This is a genomic window from Pseudomonas sp. SWI44 (genome assembly GCF_002947915.1).
Lineage (GTDB): Bacteria > Pseudomonadota > Gammaproteobacteria > Pseudomonadales > Pseudomonadaceae > Aquipseudomonas > Aquipseudomonas taiwanensis.
In genome coordinates, this window is the sequence record NZ_CP026674.1 from 4687681 (window position 1) to 4708632 (window position 20952).

Below are 20952 nucleotides of genomic sequence, written 5' to 3' on the forward strand. Positions count from 1 at the left end.
CAACAAATAGGGTCAGGCGAGCAGCGTGTCTGCTTGCAGTCGCTGGGCCAGGGCCTGGGCCGAGGCGCGAGTCATCAGTGGGCCGCTGACGGCTTCGCCATTGCGTACCAGGTACCAGCAGGCCAGCAGGCCTTGCTCACGCAATGCGCTTGGGACGGCGCTGCCGACGACGGACATGATCTGGATAGTGGCCATGTGGACCTCCTGTAAAACATGGCCCTACCTTACGCAGCAGCCAGAGAGGTTTGAAATCAACTTCCTCGATAGTGGTCATTAGCTTTATCAACGATCACCGGCGACCTGACGGTTCAGGGGGCGTGTACCTCCACTATGACCCAGGCGACTGTCAGCTGAGCGCAGGGAAACGGTAAAGGTTGTGTAAGGGACGACCACCACAGGTCTCTGTTACGCTGCATAATCGATTCAGTGACGAGGAAGGAGCCGGTAATGGCGACATCTCCCAGCAAAGACACCCAGTTGTGCATTTCCCTGGCCGGGCGACCGGGTACCTTTGGCGTGCGGTTTCACAACCACCTCTACCAGCAACTGGGCCTGGACTTTTACTACAAGGCCATGACCACCGATGACCTGCCGGCGGCGGTGGCGGGTATTCGTGCGCTGGGCATCCGTGGATGTGGGGTGTCCATGCCATACAAGGAGGCCTGCATGGCATTGGTGGATGAAGTCGACCCTTCCGCCGCCGTCATCGAGTCGGTCAATACGCTGGTCAATACCAAGGGCTACCTGAAGGCCTACAACACAGATTACCTCGCCGTTCGGCAATTGCTGGAACAGCACCAGGTCGACCCCGGCACGGCGTTTGCGCTGCGGGGCAGTGGCGGCATGGCCAAGGCGGTGGCCCATGCGCTGCGTGATGCCGGTTTCCGTCAGGGCACCCTCGTTGCCCGTAACGAGCAGGCCGGTCGGCAGTTGGCCGATGCCTGCGGTTATCGTTGGCTGGCCGAACTGGGCGATCGCTGCCCTCCGATGTTGGTGAATGTGACGCCGATCGGCATGGCAGGTGGTCCCGAGGCTGAGCAACTGGCATTTTCCGAAGAGGCCATCGCCGCGGCCGAGCGAGTGTTCGACGTGGTGGCGATGCCAGCGCGCACACCGCTGATCCGCCGCGCTGAAGCATTGGGCAAGCCGGTGATCACTGGGTTGGAGGTCATCGCCCTGCAGGCGCTGGAGCAATTCGTGTTGTACACGGGCGTAAGACCGTCGAAGGCTCAGGTCGAGGCAGCAGTGGCTTACGCGCGGGACCTTTAAGTCGCCGGCAAGCTCCCGCAGGCGTCCCGCGCGCCTGCAGGAGCCGGCATTCGATCAAAATGCTTTGTGGCCTTCATCCAGCCGCTGGTCCACCAATGCCTTGCCATGGGCCAGTGACACATGCTGGGCGTTGTCCAGGTCGGCAAAGAACTTCATCGGCATCGAAATGCGTCGGCTGGTATGGCCTTCGGGATCTGTGATCAGGCATCCGGCCGCATAGGGCAGGGGAGAGTCCGGGTGGGGCATCACGCTGGCGGTGATGGTGTGGTCGCGGTATTCACAGTGAAGGGTTTGCATCGTCCTTACCTCGCTGTGGCATGTGAAGCCGTTACCTTCATATACCACAGCAAGGTGCCGGGAGTTCCCGGCCCGACGAGCGCGAACCGACGAAAGATCAGTCCTTGAGTTCGGTCGGCTGGATGACTTCGACCCAGTAGCCATCGGGGTCCTTGACGAAGGCCAGGTGCTTCATGCGCCCGTCGCTCAGGCGCTTCTGGAACGGAACGTCCAGCGCTTCGAAGCGTTCGCAGGCTGCGCGCACGTCCGGCACCGAGATGCAGATGTGGCCAAAGCCGCGTGGGTCGGTGTTGCCGTTGTGGTAGGCGAACGCCGGGTCGCTCTCGGTGCCGTGGTTGTGGGTCAGCTCCAGAACGCCTGGAATCGACTTCATCCACTGGTGGCGTTCGGCATCGTCGGCTGGGATGTGCGCCGGGTCGACCAGGGCCAGGAAGTACAGGCTGAATTCGGCTTCCGGGAAGTCACGCTTGTCCACCAGGCTAAAGCCCAGGACGCGGGTGTAGAAGTCTAGGGACTTCTCGATGTCCTTGACCCGCAGCATGGTGTGGTTGAAGACGAAGTTGGCGGTAGCGGCGTCTGGCCGGGCGGTAACGCCAGGCAGCGAGTGCAGTTCGTGCAGGCTCATAGGTACTCCTGAGACGGGCTGGCGGCTAGGCACCAGCGAAAAACAGACAGGGTGTCATGATACGGCAGTGAACCGATTGCGCAAATGAAAGCGCCCTGCACGAGGCAGGGCGCTGGAATTAGAGGCCCGCATGTGCGGGCGCGTGATGGGGTCGCTAGTCCTTTAGCTGTCTCGATACTGGGGGAGTCGATGTGAAAAAAGCGTGAAGGGTGCGTGGACGTTTCATCAGCGCACCCAACTTTCCACCGTGCTGGCGCCGTATTGCTCCTTCCAAGCCTTCAAGCCTCGGTGATTGCCGCCTTTGGTTTCGATCAGCTCGCCGGTATGCGGGTTTTCGTAGACTTTCACCACGCGGGGGCGGCGCTGCTGTTTCGGCGCTGCGCTCGAAACCCGGGTAACGGCTTTGGGGTCAAGGATGGCGATGATATCGCGCAGACTTTTGTCATAGCTTTTCATCAGGCCGACTAGTTTCTGCTCGAATTCGATTTCGCGTTTTAGGCCGGCATCCTTTTTCAGCGCCTCCAGTTGAGCCATCTGTTCCTGGAGCGCTTTTTCGGCAGCACGAAACTCTGCAAGTCTGGACACTGTTTTCACTCCTGTACGTCATTCGTGGCGGGGCGTGACGAACATGGGAGAAAGATAAACGCCGGCCACGTGGGTGGGTATCAGCTGTTCGCTGATAACGAGTGTAGCACCCGTTGCTAGTGGGTAAACCGCAAACTTTTTATAAGTAAGGTGGGAACTTTACACGTTTTTTGAACCGCGATCTTTAACGCTTTTGGCGTGCTCTGCGGGGCCTTTTAGACCATGGTCCAATGGTGCGTACCAGAGCGGTTACGTGACCATTTCAGATGATGGCCGCCCAATGTTTGGCCATTGCGCATTGCCGCGTCGCTTGTTGCTCGCGGATTGTTTTCGCCTTATTTCTGGATGTTCCCCCGCATGTTTGCCCCTTTTCCTCTCGCCCCCGGGCGCCGTGTTGCCGGCCTGTTTCTTCTGTGTGCCGGCGTCGATGCCCAGGCCGCCGGTTTTCTTGAAGACAGCAGTGCCAAGGTCGAAGCACGCAATGTCTACTTCAACCGGGATTTTCGCGATGGTCACAGCAGTTCCAGCCAGGGCGCTTCCAAGCGTGAAGAGTGGGCGCAAGGCTTCATCCTGAATGTGCAGTCCGGTTACACCCAAGGGCCGGTTGGTGTTGGCGTGGATGCGCTGGGCATGGTCGGCTTCAAGCTCGATTCCAGTCCGGCGGACAGCAACAGCGGATTGATGCCGTCCTCTGGCCACGACCCACGCCACTCTGCCGATCAGTATGCAAAGATGGGGCTCGCGGCCAAGGTCAAGGTATCCAATACCGTGCTCAAGTACGGCTCCATGATGCCCGATATGCCGTTGCTCAAGTACAACGATGGCCGTCTGCTTCCGACCCTGTTCCACGGCTTCATGCTGACTTCCGAAGAAGTGCGCGACCTGAAGTTCACCCTGGCCCGCCTAAACACTTACACCGCACGGGACTCTACCGACCGGCAGGATATCCGCGTGCATTGCAAGAACAAGCGTTATGCCTGCGATATCGAGGCCGACCACTTCGATCTGGCCGGTCTGGACTACCGTTTCAATGACCGGGTCACCGCTACCTACCAGGTGTCCAAGCTGGAAAACATCTATCGCCAGCACTTCCTCGGCGTAGTGGCCAACCAGCCCCTGTCGGTGGGCAGCCTGTCGGCCGACCTGCGGGTGATCAAGAGCGACGATATCGGCAATGCCCGCGCCGGCGAAATCGACCACCGCGCCTTCAGCGGCATGCTCGGCTACAGCCTGGGTGGACACAAGGTCAGCGCCGGCTGGCAGCGGATGTATGGCGAAAGCGCCATGCCGTACCTCGACGGCAGCAACCCCTACCTGGTCAACTACGCCCAGGTCAATGACTTCGCCGCCGCCCAGGAGCGGTCCTGGCAAGTGCGTTATGACTATGACTTCAAAGCCCTGGGTGTGCCCGGGCTGACGTTCTTCACCCGCTATATCAACGGTGACAGCATCAAGGTCCCAGGCAGCAATGCCGAGGGTAAGGAATGGGAGCGCGACACCGAGCTCAAATACCAGGTACAGCGCGGCACTTTCAAGGATGTCAGCGTGCGCCTGCGAAACTCCACCTATCGCAGCAACTACGAGAAGTGGGCGCGCGATATGGATGAGACACGGGTGATTGTGAGCTACAACTTCTCGCTCTGGTGATGTACGACGGGCCTGATGCTCTAGCGCTGTGTGAAAAGTCTTAAGACGAAGGTCAGGCAAGGCGAAAACAGCCGAGGAAGCTGAGTTTCCGGACATGAGCATTCCGGGGCTGTTTTCAACGCAGCATCACCGAGTATCAAGGCTTTTCGTACAGAGCCTAAGGCGTTTGTGGGCTGACCAATAGGTCGACATAGTAGATAGCCCGAAAAGTTTGCACTGCCTCCAGGCCTTGTTTTTCCACTACCATGAGGAAAACTCGGCGGAAAAGACGATGCATACACTCCTGCTGATTGGCATTGGGGCGGGTGATTCGCGCCAGGTGACGCTGCAGGCCATCGATGCGCTCAAACGCGCCAGTGTTTTCTTCGTGCTTGAAAAGGGCGCGGACAAAGATGAATTGGTGCAGTTGCGCAGGCGTGTCCTTGAGCAGCACGCTGCGGCCGGTAGTTATCGTCTGGTGTCGATGGATGACCCGCAGCGCGATGACCAAGCCACCGACTATGCCGCGGCTGTACAGGACTGGCATGAACAGCGTGCGCAGTTGTATGCCCGTACACTGCGCGACCAATTGCGCCCAGGTGATATCGGCGCGTTCCTGCTGTGGGGGGACCCGACCCTGTACGACAGCACCTTGCGCATCCTTGACCGGGTTCGCCAGCTCGGTGTGGCATTGTCGCTGGAAGTCATCCCCGGCATCAGCAGTGTTCAGGCTTTGGCGGCCAGCCACCAGATTCCGCTCAATCGTATCGGCGAGCCGTTGACAGTGCTGCCAGGCAGACGCCTGGCCGAACAGGCAAGGATCGACAACGTGGTGGTCATGCTCGATGGACAGTGCGCGTTCGCCACGCTCGATGACCCCGAACTGACGATTTATTGGGGGGCCTACTTGGGCACCGAGGATCAGCTGCTGATCGCGGGCCCGCTGCAGCAGGTCAAAGGGCAGATTGTGCGAGTGCGAGAACAAGCGCGCATGCGCAAGGGGTGGATCATGGACACCTATCTGCTGCGTCGGGAATGTTGAACAGGTGCCGCTTGGACGGCCACCTTGAATTCGAGGTCAGGGCGCGCCCAGAATCGCCATCACCTTGTCACGCAACTGATCGATGCTGAAGGGCTTGCCAATCAAGTGCATGCCCTCGGGCACGTCGACACTTTCGGCATAACCGCTGGCGAACAACACCGGCAGGGAGGGCCGGATCTTGCGGGCTTGTTTCGCCAGATCTTCGCCACGCATGTCCGGCAACCCGACATCGGTCATCAGTAGATCCAGCGGCTGACCGTCATCTTCAAGCACGCGCAGGGCTTCGGTGGCATCTGCCGCTTGAACGATGGTGTAGCCCATTTCGTCGAGCACTTCGACGATCAGCAAACGTACGATGTCGTCGTCTTCGACTACCAATAGGGGCATGGTTCAGGTCCTGTTGAGAGGGGAGTGTCTGTATATCTGTTCATCGGGCGATGATAGAAGTTCCCCCGAGGATACCGACCGACGCGATGGGAGGGAACGATTCGTGTTCGTCACCTTCAAATACTGGCTAAATGCCCTGCCAGACTGGGCAAAGCTGGTTAGACTCGCTGTAACTGGTGAGCAAAGTGGCTGGAGATAATGGAAACTGGCCGCTACACCGTTTCAATGGACTTTAATTTTTGCTCGGGCGTTATCTCATGACTCAGGCCGCCTCCATGGACCAGAAAAGTTTCCGCAAACTGTTGGCTCGTAACATCAGCCTGCCCTTGGGCGTAGGCCTGCTGGGCGCCGTGGCCTTCGTCACGGTGATCAACTACCTGCTGTCGGCCATGCAATGGGTGGAGCATACCGACCGAGTGATTGGCAATGCCAATGAAACGCTCAAGCTCTCGATCGACATGGAAACTGGAATGCGGGGTTTTCTGCTGACCGGTGAAGAACGTTTCCTCGATCCCTACGAGGTGGCCAAGCCACGCATTCTGGGTAGCCTGAAAAGTTTGCGCGAACTGGTCGGGGACAACGCGCAGCAGGTCGATCGCATCGACCGCTTGATCGCCCTGCAGCAGGCCTGGAACGAATTCGGCAGTGGAATGATCGCGTTGCGTCGCGATCAGGGCAATTACCAGGCCTTGATAGGCAGTGGTCGCGGCAAGCGCATCACTGACGAGATCCGTAGGGAGTTCGATGACCTGATTCTCACCGAACAGCAGTTGCGCTCGGCACGCAACGAAAAGGTCAGTACCGTCACGGTGACGGCCATATCCGCGTTCGTGCTGCTGATCGTCGGGCTCACTGCCTTGTTGGCCTACCTGGGCAGGCGTGACCTGCTTTCGCTGTCCACCAGTTACAACGATAACCTGCTGGCACAGCAGCGCTCGGCTGAACGCCTCGAACATCAGGCCTGGCTGCGCAACGGCCAGACCCAGTTGGCCGAGCAGGTGCTGGGGCAGTTGACCCTGCCGATGCTAGGCGACAATATCCTGCGCTTTTTCGCCAGGTACCTGGGCAGTGTGGTCGGTGCGGTGTACGTGCGAGACGAGCATGGGCGGCTGATGCGCGTGGCCAGCTACGGCCTGGATGCCGAGGAGCAGGCCCGCGAGCAGGTGCTGGGCGACAGTGAAGGGCTGATGGCCCAGGCAGTGCGTCAAGGGCGCTTGTTGCGCCTGGACGACTTGCCTGCCGATTACTACCGTCTCAGTTCCGGCTTGGGCAGCGGCCTGCCGCGCAGTGCGCTGCTGATGCCGACCAGCGATGATGGCCGGGTCAACGGCGTGATCGAGCTGGGCTTTTTGCGTCCGCTGCAAACGCGGGATGACGAGTTGCTCGATCGCGTCTGCGGCAACCTGGGCATCTCCATCGAAAGCGCCCGCTATCGTCAACGTTTGCAGGAGGTGCTGGCCGAGACCCAGCAGCTCAATGAAGAGTTGCAAGTCCAGCAGGAAGAGCTCAAGACCGCCAACGAAGAGCTTGAAGAGCAATCCCGCGTGCTCAAGGAGTCCCAGGCGTATCTGGAGACCCAGCAGGCGGAACTGGAACAGACCAACGAACAGCTGTCCGAGCGAACCGACGCGCTGAACCGCAAGAATGATGAACTGAACCAGGCCCAGCAGGAGCTTCAAGCCCGCGCCGATGATCTGCAGCGCTCGAGCAAGTACAAGTCCGAGTTCCTCGCCAACATGTCCCACGAGCTGCGTACGCCCCTCAACAGCTCGCTGATCCTGGCCAAGCTGCTGGCCGAGAACGGCGAGGGCAACCTCAGCGAAGAGCAGGTCAAGTTCGCCGAATCGATCTATTCGGCCGGCAACGATCTGTTGAACCTGATCAACGACATTCTCGACATCGCCAAGGTCGAGGCCGGCAAGTTGGAAGTCCGTCCCGAAACTACCCAGGTCGAGCGCCTGGTAGACGGCCTGAAAGGTATGTTCCTGCCGCTGGCCGAGAACAAAGGCCTCGCCTTTGCCGTGCGGGTCGAGCCGTCGGTTCCGGTCACCGTGTTCACCGACCGCCAGCGTCTGGAGCAGATCCTCAAGAACCTGCTGTCCAACGCCATCAAGTTCACCGATCACGGTCAGGTCAGCCTGGACATCAGCCACCAGGCGGGCACCGGCATCGTCTTCGCGGTGCGCGACAGCGGCATCGGCATTGCCGCCGATCAGCAAGAGGCGATCTTCGGCGCCTTCCACCAGGTCGATGGCAGCAGCAACCGGCGCTACGGTGGTACTGGCCTCGGTCTGTCGATTTCCCGCGACCTGGCGCATCTGCTGGGTGGGCAGATCAGCGTCGACAGCAGCCCAGGCCAGGGCAGTGTGTTCAGTCTGATCCTGCCTGAGCGCTATGAGGCCCAGGATCAGGTGATCGAGCCGCAAAGCCTGCGCCCGGCGGTGGATGCGCTGCCACCTGCGCCCCAGGTCAGTCAACCCAGCGCGCCGAAGCGCCCGAAACCGGCGTTCGACGATGACCGTGGACAAGCGCCGTTCGACAATCGTTGCATCCTGGTGATCGAGGATGAGCCGAACTTCGCCCGCATCCTCTTCGACCTGGCGCACGAGCTCGGATACAGCTGCCTGGTGGCCCAGGGGGCCGATGAAGGCTTCGAGCTCGCGGTGCAGTACATCCCCGATGCCATCCTGCTGGACATGCGGCTGCCTGACCACTCCGGCCTTACCGTGCTGCAGCGTCTCAAGGAACAGGCCATGACCCGGCACATTCCGGTGCATATCATCTCGGTGGAAGACCGGGTCGAGGCGGCCATGCACATGGGCGCGGTGGGGTATGCGGTCAAGCCCACCAGCCGTGATGAACTCAAGGAGGTGTTCGCCCGCCTGGAAGCCAAGCTGACCCAGAAGCTCAAGCACATCCTGCTGGTCGAGGACGATGACCTGCAGCGCGAGAGCATTGCCCGGTTGATCGGCGACGACGATGTTGAGATCACCGCCGTGGCCATGGCGCAGGAAGCGCTGGAGCTGTTGCGCGAGAACATCTACGACTGCATGATCATCGACCTGAAGCTGCCGGACATGCAAGGTAACGAGTTGCTCAAACGCATGACCGCCGAGGACATCCGCAGTTTCCCGCCAGTGATCGTCTATACCGGACGCAACCTCACGCGCGAGGAAGAAGCCGACCTGCTCAAGTACTCGCGCTCGATCATTATCAAGGGCGCGCGTTCTCCGGAACGTCTGCTGGACGAAGTGACGCTGTTCCTGCACAAAGTCGAGTCGCAGTTGTCACATGAACGCCAGCGCATGCTCAAGACTGCCCGCAGCCGCGACAGAGTCTTCGAGGGGCGCAAGCTGTTGCTGGTGGACGACGATGTGCGCAACATTTTCGCGTTGACCAGTGCCCTGGAGCACAAGGGCGCGATCGTCGAGATCGGCCGCAACGGGCGTGAGGCCATCGAGCGCCTGGAGCAGCACGACGACATCGACCTGGTGCTGATGGACGTGATGATGCCGGAAATGGACGGCTTTGAAGCCACCCGGCTGATTCGCCAGCAGCCGCGTTGGCGTAAGCTGCCGATCATCGCCGTGACCGCCAAGGCCATGAAGGATGACCAGCAGCGTTGCCTGCAGGCGGGTGCAAACGACTACCTGGCCAAACCGATCGACCTGGACCGACTGTTCTCGCTGATTCGTGTCTGGCTGCCGCAACTGGAGCGAATTTGACTAGCGAACGCAACACCGATATCGAGATCCGGCTGCTGATCGAGGCGATCTACCTCAAGTACAGCTATGACTTTCGCAATTACTCCGGCGCTTCCATCAAGCGCCGGGTCCTCCATGCGCTGCGCCAGTTCGAGTGCATGACCGTATCGGCGCTGCAGGAGCGGGTGCTGCACGACCCCGGCATGTTCATGCAGTTGCTGCAGTACCTGACGATCCCTGTCAGCGAAATGTTTCGCGACCCCGAGCACTTCCTGGCCTTGCGCAACGAAGTAGTGCCGCTGCTGCGCACCTGGCCTTCGATCAAGGTGTGGATCGCCGGTTGCAGCACAGGCGAGGAGGTTTACTCCATGGCCATCCTGCTGCGCGAGGAGGGCCTGCTCGACCGCACCATCCTGTATGCCACCGATATCAACCCGCACTCGCTAGAGAAGGCCAAGCAGGGCATCTACTCGATCAAGAGCATGCGCGAGTACGAAGCGAACTACCGCCTGGCCGGTGGGCGCCGGGATTTTTCCGAGTACTACACCGCAGCCTATGGCAACGCCATCATGGACAGTAGCCTGCGCGAGAACGTGACGTTCGCCGACCACAGCCTGGCCACCGACAGCGTGTTCTCGGAAACCCAGCTGGTGTCATGTCGCAACGTCCTGATCTACTTCAACAAGCAATTGCAGGACCGGGCCCTGGGCCTGTTTCATGAGTCCTTGTGTCACCGGGGGTTCCTGTTGCTCGGCAGCAAGGAATCGGTGGACTTTTCGGCTTACAGCGACCGGTTCGAGCCGCTGGTCAAGCCCGAACGGATCTACCGTAAATCATGAAGGGCGTACAAGCGGTGGTCATGGGGGCCTCGGCGGGAGGTGTCACGGCGCTGTTGCAGGTGCTTGGCGCACTGCCGAAAAACTTCGCCATACCCATTTTGTGCGTGCTGCACCTGCCGGGTGACCGCCACAGTCACTTGGCTGAAGTGTTGCAACGACGATTGCAGCGGCCGGTGCATGAGGCTTGCGACAAGCAGACCATCCGCCCCGGCCAGATCTATGTCGCCGGGCCCGGTTACCATCTGTCGATCGAACGTGACCTGAGCCTGTCGCTGAGCCAGGAAGCCCCGGTGCATTTCTCGCGGCCGGCGATAGATTTTTTGTTCATGTCGGCAGCTGATGCCTTTGGTGCCGGGCTGCTCGGCGTGTTGCTCACCGGCGCCAACGAAGATGGCGCCGAAGGGCTTGCCTACATCAAACAATCCGGAGGCCGGACCGTGGTCCAGGACCCCGATGACGCACAGGTGGCGTTGATGCCGGAAGCCGCACTGGCTTTGCATCGCCCGGACCTGATTCTTCCTTTGAGCGGTATCGAGCAGTTGCTCGCCAACCTGGAACCCAGCGCATGTCAAGCAACATCATCGCCAAACTGCTGATCGTCGACGACCTGCCGGAAAACCTGCTGGCCCTCGAAGCCCTGATCCAGGGCGACGATCGTGAAGTGCACCAGGCCCGTTCGGCTGAAGCGGCGCTGTCGCTTCTGCTGGAGCACGAATTCGCCCTGGCGATTCTCGATGTGCAGATGCCGGGCATGAATGGCTTCGAACTGGCCGAGCTGATGCGCGGCACCGACAAGACCCGCAACATCCCCATCGTGTTCGTCAGCGCCGCGGGTCGTGAACTGAACTACGCGTTCAAGGGTTATGAAAGCGGTGCCGTGGATTTCCTGCACAAACCGCTCGATACCCTGGCGGTCAAGAGCAAGGTCTCGGTCTTCGTCGACCTGTTCCGCCAACGCAAGGTCCTCGACCGCCAGTTGCAGGCCCTCGAGCGCAGCCGCCAGGAGCAGGAGGTGCTGCTGGCCCAGCTGCAAACGGCCCGGGTAGAGCTGGAGCGGGCGGTGCGCATGCGCGACGACTTCATGTCGATCGTTTCCCATGAAGTGCGCACCCCGCTCAATGGCCTGATCCTCGAAACCCAGTTGCGCAAGATGCACCTGGCGCGAGGCAAGCTCGAAGCGTTTACCGCCGACAAGCTGCAGGCCATGGTCGAGCGCGATGAGCGGCAGATCAACAGTCTGATCCGGCTGATCGAAGACATGCTCGATGTGTCGCGCATTCGCACCGGCAAACTGTCGCTGCGGCCCAAACCGTTCGACCTGAGCCAGTTGGTGCGTGGGTTGGTCGAAAACTTCGCGGCCCAGGCCGCTGCCCTGGACACTCACATCGAACTGCTGCGCTGCGAGCCCCTGCAGGGCGAGTGGGACGAATTTCGGATTGAGCAAGTGGTGGCCAACCTGTTGTCCAACGCATTGCGTTATGGTGAGCGGCGCCCCGTGCAGGTGCGCGTCTACGCTCAGGACGGCATGGCCTGGGTGCAGGTACAGGACCAGGGTATCGGCGTCAGTGCGGACAACCAGCAGCGGATTTTCCACCAGTTCGAGCGGGTTGCCGCGCATCAGGCCAGTGGTGGGTTGGGCTTGGGACTGTACATTTCCGAGCAGATCGTCCAGGCCCATGGCGGGCGGATCCTGGTCGAAAGCGAGGAAGGCCAGGGTGCCACCTTCAGTGTGCAATTGCCGCTGGCGCGTACGACCGAACAAAACGACCCGCTGCGGGCAACCTCTGCCTGAGCCAGGGGTCAGAAGGCCAACTCAAAGAATTTCAAGGCGTTGTCATGAGTGAAGATGCACAAGATGTGGTACTGATCGTCGAGGACGAACCGGCGATTCGCATGATCCTGCGCGACTACCTGGCAGGCGAGGGTTACCACGTGCTGGTGGCCGAGGATGGTGAGCAAGCGTTCGCCATTCTGGCGAGCAAACCGCACCTGGACCTGATGGTGACCGATTTTCGCCTGCCGGGCGGCATCTCCGGCGTTGAGATCGCCGAGCCTGCGGTGAAGTTGCGACCGGACTTGAAGGTGATCTTCATCAGCGGCTACCCGGCGGAGATTCTCGAATCAGGAAGCCCGATCGCGCGCAAGGCGCCGATCCTGGCCAAACCGTTCGACCTGGATACGCTGCGCGAGCAGATCCAAGCGCTTTTGCGCTGATGCGACGGGCCTCTGCGCAGAGAAACCCGCTCTCACCAGGGCTGTGGCAGCTCTGTGGGCGCGCGTTCACCCGCGAAGAGACCCGCACGTAACTCAAAAACAGCAGCCTAGGGTCTGTATGAAGAGTCTTGAGACGAAGGTCAGGCAAGGTGAAAACAGCCGAGGAAGCGGAGTTTACGGGTTGTAAATGAGCATTCCGAGGCTGTTTTCAACGCAGCATCACCGAGTTTCAAGGCTTTTCGTACAGCGCTTAGCGCAATGTGCGCTCTATCCCCCCCACCAGCAGGTCCTCCATCAACCCCAGCCCTTGCTCCTGTGGCAATGCCTGCAAAAGTGCTGGCAACTGGTTGAGCAAGGTCGCCAGCACGTGGGCCGTCGCCGCCAGGGCGTCCCCCGACAGCGTTGCCCGAGGCGCAATCAAGCGCAGCAAACCCGACTCGTAGCGCTTGCGCAGCACGTTCAAGCGCGCCTGTTGCGCCTCGCTCAGGCAACAGAAATCGCGTTCGGCCAGGCGAAACTGCATGGGCCGCTGCACATGCAGCTCCCAGTGCGCGGCAATCAGGCACGACAGCGCCGATGCTCCCCGGGCCATGGCCCGACGGCCCAGGTCCAGCGTCGCCTGCAGTTCCTCGTACAACTCCTCGATCAAGTCGTACAGCAGGTCCTGCTTGCTGGGAAAGTGATGGTACAGCGAGCCTGCGGTCAGCCCCACGTGCGCCGCCAGTTCGCGCATGCTGACCTGCCCGAAGCCTTTCTCGGCAAACAGTGCCATGGCCCTGTCACGCCGCTCTTCAAAGTTGCTACAGCGCATTTCGGCAGTGACAGGTGGCATGGCATTCGCTCCTCAGTAAGTGAAGAAACCACGACCGCTCTTGCGGCCCAGCCAACCGGCCGCGACCATTTCCTTGAGCAGCGGAGCAGGGCGGTACTTGCTGTCGTTGAAGCCCTCGTGGAAGGCCTCCATGATCGCCAGCAGGGTATCCAGGCCAATCAAGTCGGCCAGCGCCAGCGGACCGATCGGCTGGTTGCAGCCCAGGCGCATACCGGTGTCGATGTCCTCGGCACTGGCCAGGCCTTCCTGGCGCACGAAAATCGCCTCATTGATCATCGGCACCAGAATGCGGTTGACCACGAAACCTGGGCGGTTACCTGCGGTGATCGGCGTCTTGCCAAGCTTCTCGGTGACTACCAGGGCCTGCGCATAGGTGCTGTCGCTGGTCTGCAGGCCACGAATGATCTCTACCAGCGCCATCATCGGCACCGGGTTGAAGAAGTGCACGCCGATGAAGCGTTCCGGGTGCTCGATGCACGCGGCCAGCTGGGTGACCGAGAGCGATGAGGTGTTGGTGGCGATCAGGCAATCGGTAGCCACATTGGCAGCCACCTGCTGCAGGATGCGTTGCTTGAGCTGCAAGTTCTCGGTGGCGGCCTCGACCACCAGTTGTACACCGCTCAATTGAGCGTAGTCGGTGCTGGTGCGGATACGCGTTTTCGCCCCCTGGGCCTGGTCGGCGGTCAAGGTACCTTTGTTGACCTGGCGTTCGAGGTTCTTGCTCAGGGTCGCCACACCGCGTTCCAGCGCTGCGTCGGAAACGTCCACCAGTAGCACCTGGTAGCCCGCCACTGCGCAAACCTGGGCAATGCCATTGCCCATGGTGCCAGCGCCGATCACGGCGATTCGTTCAATGCTCATGTTCCTGGCTCCCTCAGACGCGTTCGAAGACGATGGCGATACCCTGGCCGCCGCCGATGCACATGGTCGTCAGGGCATAGCGGCCCTGGATGCGATGCAACTCATGGATGGCCTTGGTGGCAATGATTGCCCCGGTGGCGCCGACGGGGTGGCCAAGCGAGATACCTGAGCCGTTCGGGTTGACCTTTTCCGGGTCGAAGTCCAGCGCACGCGCCACGGCACAGGCCTGGGCGGCGAAGGCTTCGTTGGACTCGATCACGTCCAGGTCGCTGACGTTCAGGCCGGCTTTTTCCAGGACCTTGCGGGTGGCTGGGATTGGGCCCAGGCCCATCAGCTCTGGCTCGACGCCTGCATGGGCATACGCCACCAGGCGCGCCAGCGGCTTGAGGCCCAGGCGCCGTACCGCCTCGCCGGAAGCCAGGACCAGGCCGGCAGCACCGTCGTTGATGCCACTGGCGTTGCCAGCGGTGACGGTACCGTCTTTCTTGAACACCGGCTTCATACCGGCCAGTTGCTCGGCAGTCACATCGCCGCGCACATGCTCGTCAACGCTGAACTGCACGCTGCCTTTGCGCGTTTTCAGCTCCAGCGGGACGATCTGGCTGGCGAAACGGCCTTCGGCGATGGCACGCGCTGCGCGGCGCTGGCTGGTCAGGGCCAGTTCATCCTGCATTTCGCGGGTGATGCCGTGCTTGGCCGAGACGTTTTCGGCGGTGATGCCCATGTGGAAGTGCTCGAAGGGATCGTGCAGCACACCAACGGTGTAGTCGATGCCTTGCAGGTCGCCCATGCGTGCGCCCCAGCGGGCCTGAGGCAGCAGGTACGGTCCACGGCTCATCGACTCGGCGCCCGCGGCCACGGCGACGTCGGCATCGCCCAGCAGCAGGCACTGGGCCGCCGAGACGATGGCCTGCAGGCCGGAGCCGCACAGGCGGTTGACGTTGAACGCGGGGGTCTCCTTGGGAAGGCCCGCGTTCAGCGCAGCCACTCGGCTGAGGTAGGCATCACGTGCCTCGGTCGGAATGACGTTGGCCATCACCAAATGGCCGATCTGGTCGGCGGCCACGCCCGAGCGCTCGATCGCGGCGCGGGTCACGGCGGTGGCCAGGTCGGCCAGCGGCAGGTCCTTGAGGGATCCGCCAAAGCCACCGATGGCTGAACGGACGGCACTGACGACGTAGATTTCTGCGCTGCTCATAGGGGCTCCGATTGCGAAGGCATGGCGGGACCGGGCCAGGCTCTGCGAGAATGGCCGGTGATCCGTCGGTTAGGTCCGAGTCTAGGCAAAGGCCGGGCTTGAGCCTATGCCGGAACTGTTCAGTCAACCTGGCATTTTTTGCCACTCAGCATAGACAGCGAAAAACGCCATGCGCGAGAGCGATTCGGTCGCGGTGTACTTTCTCAATGCCATGCTTCATGCCTTGCGTGATCGCCCCGATGAACGCGATGCGCGTCTGCGTGCCGTGGGCATCGACCCGGCGCTGCTCGGGCAACCCCAGGCGCGGGTGCCGGCCAAGGCTTTCGCGCAGCTGTGGCTAGAGCTGATTCAACTGCTCGACGATGAGTTTTTCCGTCTCGACAGCCACGGCATGCCGCTGGGCAGTTTTGCCCTGATCTGCCGTGGGCTGATCCAGGAACCGAACCTGGAAAAGGCCTTGCGCCAGTGCATGGCCAATTTCAGTCTGTTCCTGCGTGACCTGCACGGCAGCCTGACGGTACGCGGCGGCCGGGCGGTGATCAGCGTACAGTCGAGCATCGTTGACCCTTTGACCCGGGTGTACGCCGAGGAAACCTACCTGGTGCTGATGATCGGTCTGTCGTGCTGGCTGGCCGGTCAGCGCATTGCCATCGACCGAACCGAGCTCTCGGTGGCGCGCCCGGCCCAGGAAGATGACCTGTTGCTGTGGGGGCCGGACCTGCGCCTGGGCAGCGGCCGTACCGAAGTGGAGTTCGACAGCGCCTGGTTGCGTCTGCCGGTGGTACAGGACCTGGCCGGTCTCAAGACCTTTCTGCGCAGTGCGCCCCAGGGGCTGGTGATTCGCTTTCGCAACCAGAATGGCCTGGTGGCCGAGGTGTACCGTCACCTGCGCGCGCGGGGATACGGGCAATGGCCGACATTGGCAGCGCTGGCCGATCAGCAAGGCATTAGTGCCAGCACCTTCCGTCGACAACTGGAACGCGAAGGGCGCTCGTACCAGCAGATCAAGGACGAGGTACGTCGCGCCATGGCTTTCGAGCGCCTACGCGACGGCACCTTGAGCATTGCCGAAATTGCCGAGCAGGCCGGTTTTCAAGAGCCCAGTGCGTTCCACCGGGCGTTCAAGAAGTGGACGGGGCAGAGCCCGGGTACCTACCGGGCGCGCTTGGCGGTAGCCAGAACCGAGTGATCAGGCCGGCACCATCGCAAAGCCAACACCGAAGCGGTTCCAGGCATTGATGGTGGCGATCGCCAGCGTCAGGTTGGCCACTTCCTCGGCTTCGAAGTGTTCGAACAGCGCGTCGTATTCCGCCTGCGGTGCGCCGTGTTCGGCGAGGCGGGTCAGGCTTTCTACCCAGGCCAGTGCTGCACGTTCGCGTGGCGTGAAGTAACGGGTTTCGCGCCATACGCTCAAGGTTTGCAGGCGTGCTTCGGTTTCGCCGGCCATGCGCGCGTCATTGGCGTGCATGTTCACGCAGTAGGCGCAGCCGTTGATCTGCGATGCGCGCAGGCGCACCAGCTCCAGCAGTGAGTTTTCCAGGCCACTGTTGGCCAGGGCCTGCTCCAGGCCGACCATGGCTTTGTAGGCTTGCGGGGCGTGCTTGGCCCATTCGATGCGCGCTTGCATGACAGTCTCCGTATTCAAGTGTGAAGGGGTGTGGACATGCAGCTACCTTAGCCGTGCCCGTGCGCTCACCCGATAGCCAATCCCGCGCTTTCAAGGGAGGCCAATGGCCCCATTCGGGTAGCCACTGGCAGGCATCCAATCTCTTCATTTCAGCCGGCAAGCGTCTGCCGGGATAATGACCGGGTCTTGCATCAGGAGTACGTGTCCATGCCCGAAGAACGTTACATGCGCGAAGCCCTTGAGCTGGCTCGTGCCAATATCCAGGCCGGCGGCCGGCCCTTCGGCGCCGTGCTGGTGTACCAGGGCAAGGTCGTGGCCCGTGCGGTCAACGAGATCCACTGCACCCAGGACCCCACCGCCCATGCCGAAATGCAGGCCATTCGCCAGGCGGCCAAGGCCTTGGGGCAAGCGCGCCTGGACGGTGCGCAGATCTATGCCAGCGGCCATCCGTGCCCAATGTGCCTGGCCGCCATGCACCTGTGTGGCATCGAGCGAGCCTGGTTCGCCTATGACAATGACGAAGGCGAGCCCTATGGACTGTCCACGGCGGCTGTCTATGCCCAGATGGCCCGGCCCCCGCAGCAGCAATGTCTGCCGCTTCGCCCCTTCAAGCCCTCGGGTGAGGCCGGCCTCTATCAACAATGGAAGCAGGCCAGCACACAATGAGAGGTGCACTGAACGTGTTGCTGGTGGTGCTGCTGGCGTTGAACCTGCGGCCCATCCTTACCAGTATCGGCCCGTTGCTCGAACCGATGCGCGAAAGCACGGGCCTGGGCTACCAACAGGCTGCGTTGCTGACCGCGTTGCCGGTGCTGTGCATGGGACTGGTGCCATTGCTGCAACCTTGGCTGCGGCGTTGGCTCAGTGAGCACGGTGGCATGCTGGTCGGGCTGTCGGCCATTGCCTTGGCCTGCCTGTGGCGTCTGCAACTGGACAGCGCCGCCGCGTTGGTCGCCAGTGCGGTGCTTGCCGGGCTAGGCGTGGCCGTGGTCCAGGGCATGATGCCGGGGCTGGTGAACCGCTGGTTCCCCAGCCGCCTGGCGGCAACCATGGGGTTGTACTCGGCGGCGCTGATGAGTGGAGGAGGGCTGGCGGCGGTGTTCGGGCCGCATCTGAGTGAGTACTTCGGGCGCTGGCAGGCAGGCCTTGGGTTGTGGGCGATTCCCGCGGTGCTGGCGGCACTCGCCTGGGGTTCGCTGCGCCCCCGCCAGGCTGTACCGAAACGGTCCAGTACCGCCGACGGGCACTGGTTCAGCAACCGTCGGGCCTGGTTGCTGGCGCTGTACTTCGGACTGATCAATGGTGGCTATACCAGCATGGTCGCTTGGCTGCCGGCCTACCACCTGGAGCACGGTGGCACGGCTCAGGGCGGTGGTGACCTGGTCGGGTTGATGACCCTCTTCCAGGTTGCCGGTGCCTTGGGACTGCCATTGCTATTGCGGCGTTGGCTCGATCGTCGCCCAGGGCTGTGGATGGCCTTGTCGATCCAATTGGTCGGTTTTCTGGGGTTGTTGCTGGCGCCGACGCAGGCCATGGGGGCCTGGGTGGCGATGATCGGCTTCGGCCTGGGTGCATGCTTCAGCCTGAGCCTGACCTTGACCCTGGAGCACCTGAAGACTCCGGCCGAGGCGGGCAGCCTGGCAGCCTTCGTGCAGGGGATCGGTTTCATCATCACCGGCATCGTGCCCTACATCACCGGTTGGTTGCGTGATGTGAGCGGTGACTTCCAGGCGTCCTGGTCGTTGCTGGCGCTCACTGTGCTGGCGATGCTGCTGGTCACCCTGTGTTTTGCCCCGCGCGGCTATTCGGTCGCAATCGCCCGAGCGCAGCGGGTCGACCGGGCGCCTGCGGTCAACTGAGTCGTTGCAGGGTATCGACCACCCGGTCCAGGGCCGGGTCGATGTCCAGCAGCTCGATCGCACCGAAGCCCATCAACAAGCCAGGGCGCACCGGGACTTCGTGGTAGAAGGGGGCCAGTGAGTAAAGGCCTACTTCGACCTTGCGGGCCAGGTTGGCCAGAAGCTCCACATCGACCTGCGGCTGCGCCAGCGCACTCAGGTGAAAACCAGCACTGGCGGGCACGGCCCGGAACCATGGGGCCAGGTCGCCTTCCAGGCGTGACAGGATCCGTTCGCGGCGGGCGCTGTAGATGTCGTGGCAGCGGCGTATGTGCTTGTTCAGGTGTCCTTCGCTGATGAAGCGTGCCAATGCCCACTGCAGCAGCGTGGGGCTGTGCCAGTCGGTCAGGTGCTTGGCCACGCAGGCCGCCTGCAGTACTGCGGCCGGTAGCACCGCGTAGCCCAGGCGCAGCTCGGGCAGCAAGGTTTTCGAGAAGGTCCCGACATAGGCCACCAGACCGTGTCGGTCGAGGCGCTGCAGGGCGTCCGACGCCGGTCCGTGGTAACGGAATTCGCAGTCATAGTCGTCCTCGATGATCAGTGCACCCAGCTCTGCGGCGCGGGCCAGCAAAGCCTGACGGCGGCCTTCGCTCATCGGCATGCCCAACGGAAACTGATGCGAAGGGGTGACGTAGATCAGCCGCGTGCCTTGGGCGATCTGCTCGACGCACATGCCTTGGTCGTCCACCGGTACCGATTGCAGGCGGGCACCCAGGGCCAGGAACAGTTGCCGTGCGGGTGGGTAGCCGGGGTCTTCCATGGCCACCTGGCAGCCGGGTTCGATCAGCACGCGGGCAATCAGGTCCAGTGCTTGCTGGGCGCCGTTGCAGACCAGCACATCCGCCGCGCTGCAGTGCACGCCGCGGGCGTAGGCGATGTGGTGGGCAATGGCTTCGCGCAGCTCTGGCAGCCCCTGGGCCGGGAATTGCCGCTCGGGATGGCGCTGGCTGCGACGCAACGCGTAGTTCAGGCAACTGCGCCACTGGTCGAAGGGAAACTGCGCCTTGGTCGAGGCGCCGCCAACGAAGTCATAGCGCGAGGGCGCTTGCAGCGTGCGCCTGGCTAGCACCGTGGCCCGCTGCTGCCAGCGTTGCAGCGAGTCGGCGGCGGCCAGGGGAATGGCCTGCGTATCGCTCACGCTCACCGGTTGCCGTGGGGTGATGAAGGTGCCGCGACCTACTACACCGCTGAGCAAGTTGTCGTAGGTCAGACGGGAATAGGCCTCGGCCACGGTCTTGCGCGAAACCCCCAGTTGTTCGGCCAGCAGCCGGGAGGGGGGGAGCTGGGTGCCCGCGGCCAGGTGGCCACTGTCGATACCGGCACGCAGTTGTCGATAGAGCTGGTCGGCCAAGCCTTTGCGGCCGTCCAGGCGGATGTGCAATTCCATGGTGGGGGTCCGCAGCGCAGAATTGCTCAGGATAGCGGATACCGCTGGTCAACGTGCACCCCGAGATCGCTGTTACAGGGCATGGCAGCGCCACCGTGCGGGTTACCTAGTGTGGTATTTCTGAAACACCACACTAGAATCGAGCCGTGCTCACGGTGATGTACCTTTTGTCCGGCAGGGCGATGCGGATCACCGTCTCGTCAGCCGGTGCCTTGCGCTTCTGTTTGATGCGCACCCCTTCCACGGCGACGGCGCTCATGCGGTGGCTGATGGCGCGGCCACTGGCATCGAAGAACACTTCACTGGCCAGTAGCTCGATCTGTTCGACCAGTTGCCGGGTGCGTTCATCGGTCGAGCAGAAGAACAGCACGCCGGACAGGTGCGGGTCGTCATCAGGGTTGCTGATGTCGTGGTCCAGCAGTTCGCGCAGGGCGCTGCGCAGTTCGGCGGTGGTGCGCAGGTGTTTCAGCATGGGGAACCTCCTCGGATCGCGAGCGGGGTCGGGCCACCAGTTCCTTGCGGCCCTTTGTCATCCAGTGCCGATCATGTTTTCGCCGGGTG

At 62.0% G+C, this 20952-nt stretch carries 22 protein-coding genes; 11 read left to right on the forward strand and 11 right to left on the reverse strand.

Going from position 1 to position 20952, the window contains the following annotated elements; all coding sequences use genetic code 11:
* Window positions 1-12 precede the first annotated feature (12 nt).
* Window positions 13-195 carry a hypothetical protein gene (locus C4Q26_RS22125; protein WP_023381154.1) on the reverse strand — a complete coding sequence of 61 codons (183 nt, stop codon included), beginning with the start codon at window positions 193-195 and terminating at the stop codon, window positions 13-15.
* A gap of 252 nt (window positions 196-447) precedes the next feature.
* Here C4Q26_RS22125 and C4Q26_RS22130 point away from each other — a divergent pair, with 252 nt between their 5' ends.
* Window positions 448-1269 carry a shikimate 5-dehydrogenase gene (locus tag C4Q26_RS22130; RefSeq protein ID WP_023381153.1) on the forward strand — a complete coding sequence of 274 codons (822 nt, stop codon included), beginning with the start codon at window positions 448-450 and terminating at the stop codon, window positions 1267-1269.
* A gap of 54 nt (window positions 1270-1323) precedes the next feature.
* Here C4Q26_RS22130 and C4Q26_RS22135 read toward each other — a convergent pair whose 3' ends face one another.
* The 3 genes from C4Q26_RS22135 to C4Q26_RS22145 all read right to left on the reverse strand — a co-directional run bounded on the left by C4Q26_RS22135 (window position 1324) and on the right by C4Q26_RS22145 (window position 2776).
* Window positions 1324-1566, reverse strand: a complete 243-nt coding sequence (locus tag C4Q26_RS22135) for a hypothetical protein (protein WP_104881577.1) — start codon at window positions 1564-1566, stop codon at window positions 1324-1326.
* 97 nt (window positions 1567-1663) lie between these two features.
* On the reverse strand, window positions 1664-2191 hold the full coding sequence (gloA, locus tag C4Q26_RS22140; protein ID WP_027907095.1) for a lactoylglutathione lyase: 528 nt from the start codon (window positions 2189-2191) through the stop codon (window positions 1664-1666).
* A 225-nt stretch (window positions 2192-2416) separates the two neighbouring features.
* Window positions 2417-2776 carry a histone-like nucleoid-structuring protein, MvaT/MvaU family gene (locus tag C4Q26_RS22145; protein WP_023381150.1) on the reverse strand — a complete coding sequence of 120 codons (360 nt, stop codon included), beginning with the start codon at window positions 2774-2776 and terminating at the stop codon, window positions 2417-2419.
* 357 nt (window positions 2777-3133) lie between these two features.
* On the opposite strand from C4Q26_RS22145, the gene C4Q26_RS22150 reads away from it, so the two are divergent.
* Window positions 3134-4423 (forward strand): OprD family porin, encoded by a 1290-nt coding sequence (locus C4Q26_RS22150; protein WP_023381149.1) that lies wholly within the window; start codon window positions 3134-3136, stop codon window positions 4421-4423.
* Window positions 4424-4694: 271 nt separating this feature from the next.
* Window positions 4695-5444, forward strand: a complete 750-nt coding sequence (cobF, locus tag C4Q26_RS22155; protein WP_104883555.1) for a precorrin-6A synthase (deacetylating) — start codon at window positions 4695-4697, stop codon at window positions 5442-5444.
* A 36-nt stretch (window positions 5445-5480) separates the two neighbouring features.
* Here the strand turns inward: cobF and C4Q26_RS22160 are convergent, their stop codons facing one another.
* Window positions 5481-5831: a response regulator gene (locus C4Q26_RS22160; protein ID WP_023381147.1), complete on the reverse strand. Its 351-nt coding sequence runs from the start codon at window positions 5829-5831 to the stop codon at window positions 5481-5483.
* Between the two features lie 257 nt (window positions 5832-6088).
* On the opposite strand from C4Q26_RS22160, the gene C4Q26_RS22165 reads away from it, so the two are divergent.
* From C4Q26_RS22165 to C4Q26_RS22185, 5 genes are read left to right on the forward strand one after another with little or no spacing between them, the layout of a single operon-like run.
* The gene (locus C4Q26_RS22165) at window positions 6089-9556 is read left to right on the forward strand and encodes a response regulator (RefSeq protein ID WP_104883556.1); all 3468 of its coding nucleotides are present in this window, start codon (window positions 6089-6091) and stop codon (window positions 9554-9556) included.
* Complete coding sequence (locus C4Q26_RS22170) at window positions 9553-10374, forward strand: protein-glutamate O-methyltransferase CheR (protein WP_023381145.1); 822 nt, start codon at window positions 9553-9555, stop codon at window positions 10372-10374. The genes C4Q26_RS22165 and C4Q26_RS22170 overlap by 4 nt, the downstream gene beginning before the upstream one ends.
* Window positions 10371-10970 carry a chemotaxis protein CheB gene (locus tag C4Q26_RS22175; protein WP_104883557.1) on the forward strand — a complete coding sequence of 200 codons (600 nt, stop codon included), beginning with the start codon at window positions 10371-10373 and terminating at the stop codon, window positions 10968-10970. The genes C4Q26_RS22170 and C4Q26_RS22175 overlap by 4 nt, the downstream gene beginning before the upstream one ends.
* The gene (locus C4Q26_RS22180; protein ID WP_023381143.1) at window positions 10940-12166 is read left to right on the forward strand and encodes a hybrid sensor histidine kinase/response regulator; all 1227 of its coding nucleotides are present in this window, start codon (window positions 10940-10942) and stop codon (window positions 12164-12166) included. Before C4Q26_RS22175 ends, C4Q26_RS22180 begins: the two co-directional genes overlap by 31 nt.
* A gap of 44 nt (window positions 12167-12210) precedes the next feature.
* Window positions 12211-12588 carry a response regulator gene (locus C4Q26_RS22185; RefSeq protein ID WP_023381142.1) on the forward strand — a complete coding sequence of 126 codons (378 nt, stop codon included), beginning with the start codon at window positions 12211-12213 and terminating at the stop codon, window positions 12586-12588.
* 250 nt (window positions 12589-12838) lie between these two features.
* Here the strand turns inward: C4Q26_RS22185 and C4Q26_RS22190 are convergent, their stop codons facing one another.
* From C4Q26_RS22190 to C4Q26_RS22200, 3 genes are read right to left on the reverse strand one after another with little or no spacing between them, the layout of a single operon-like run.
* A complete protein-coding gene (locus C4Q26_RS22190; RefSeq protein WP_023381141.1) occupies window positions 12839-13420 on the reverse strand; it encodes a TetR/AcrR family transcriptional regulator in 582 nt (193 codons plus the stop codon).
* A gap of 12 nt (window positions 13421-13432) precedes the next feature.
* On the reverse strand, window positions 13433-14281 hold the full coding sequence (locus C4Q26_RS22195) for a 3-hydroxybutyryl-CoA dehydrogenase (RefSeq protein WP_104883558.1): 849 nt from the start codon (window positions 14279-14281) through the stop codon (window positions 13433-13435).
* 13 nt (window positions 14282-14294) lie between these two features.
* Window positions 14295-15479 carry an acetyl-CoA C-acyltransferase family protein gene (locus C4Q26_RS22200; protein ID WP_023381139.1) on the reverse strand — a complete coding sequence of 395 codons (1185 nt, stop codon included), beginning with the start codon at window positions 15477-15479 and terminating at the stop codon, window positions 14295-14297.
* Between the two features lie 169 nt (window positions 15480-15648).
* On the opposite strand from C4Q26_RS22200, the gene C4Q26_RS22205 reads away from it, so the two are divergent.
* Window positions 15649-16668 carry an AraC family transcriptional regulator gene (locus C4Q26_RS22205; protein ID WP_023381138.1) on the forward strand — a complete coding sequence of 340 codons (1020 nt, stop codon included), beginning with the start codon at window positions 15649-15651 and terminating at the stop codon, window positions 16666-16668.
* Here the strand turns inward: C4Q26_RS22205 and C4Q26_RS22210 are convergent, their stop codons facing one another.
* Complete coding sequence (locus C4Q26_RS22210) at window positions 16669-17106, reverse strand: carboxymuconolactone decarboxylase family protein (RefSeq protein ID WP_023381137.1); 438 nt, start codon at window positions 17104-17106, stop codon at window positions 16669-16671.
* A 207-nt stretch (window positions 17107-17313) separates the two neighbouring features.
* On the opposite strand from C4Q26_RS22210, the gene C4Q26_RS22215 reads away from it, so the two are divergent.
* Entirely contained in the window at window positions 17314-17772 is a 459-nt protein-coding gene (locus C4Q26_RS22215) for a nucleoside deaminase (protein WP_023381136.1), read from the forward strand.
* Window positions 17769-18965: a CynX/NimT family MFS transporter gene (locus tag C4Q26_RS22220; protein ID WP_104883559.1), complete on the forward strand. Its 1197-nt coding sequence runs from the start codon at window positions 17769-17771 to the stop codon at window positions 18963-18965. Before C4Q26_RS22215 ends, C4Q26_RS22220 begins: the two co-directional genes overlap by 4 nt.
* Here the strand turns inward: C4Q26_RS22220 and C4Q26_RS22225 are convergent.
* On the reverse strand, window positions 18958-20391 hold the full coding sequence (locus tag C4Q26_RS22225) for a PLP-dependent aminotransferase family protein (RefSeq protein WP_104881586.1): 1434 nt from the start codon (window positions 20389-20391) through the stop codon (window positions 18958-18960). The genes C4Q26_RS22220 and C4Q26_RS22225 overlap by 8 nt on opposite strands.
* A 133-nt stretch (window positions 20392-20524) precedes the next feature.
* Window positions 20525-20863 carry a hypothetical protein gene (locus C4Q26_RS22230; protein ID WP_023381133.1) on the reverse strand — a complete coding sequence of 113 codons (339 nt, stop codon included), beginning with the start codon at window positions 20861-20863 and terminating at the stop codon, window positions 20525-20527.
* Between the last annotated feature and the right edge of the window lie 89 nt (window positions 20864-20952).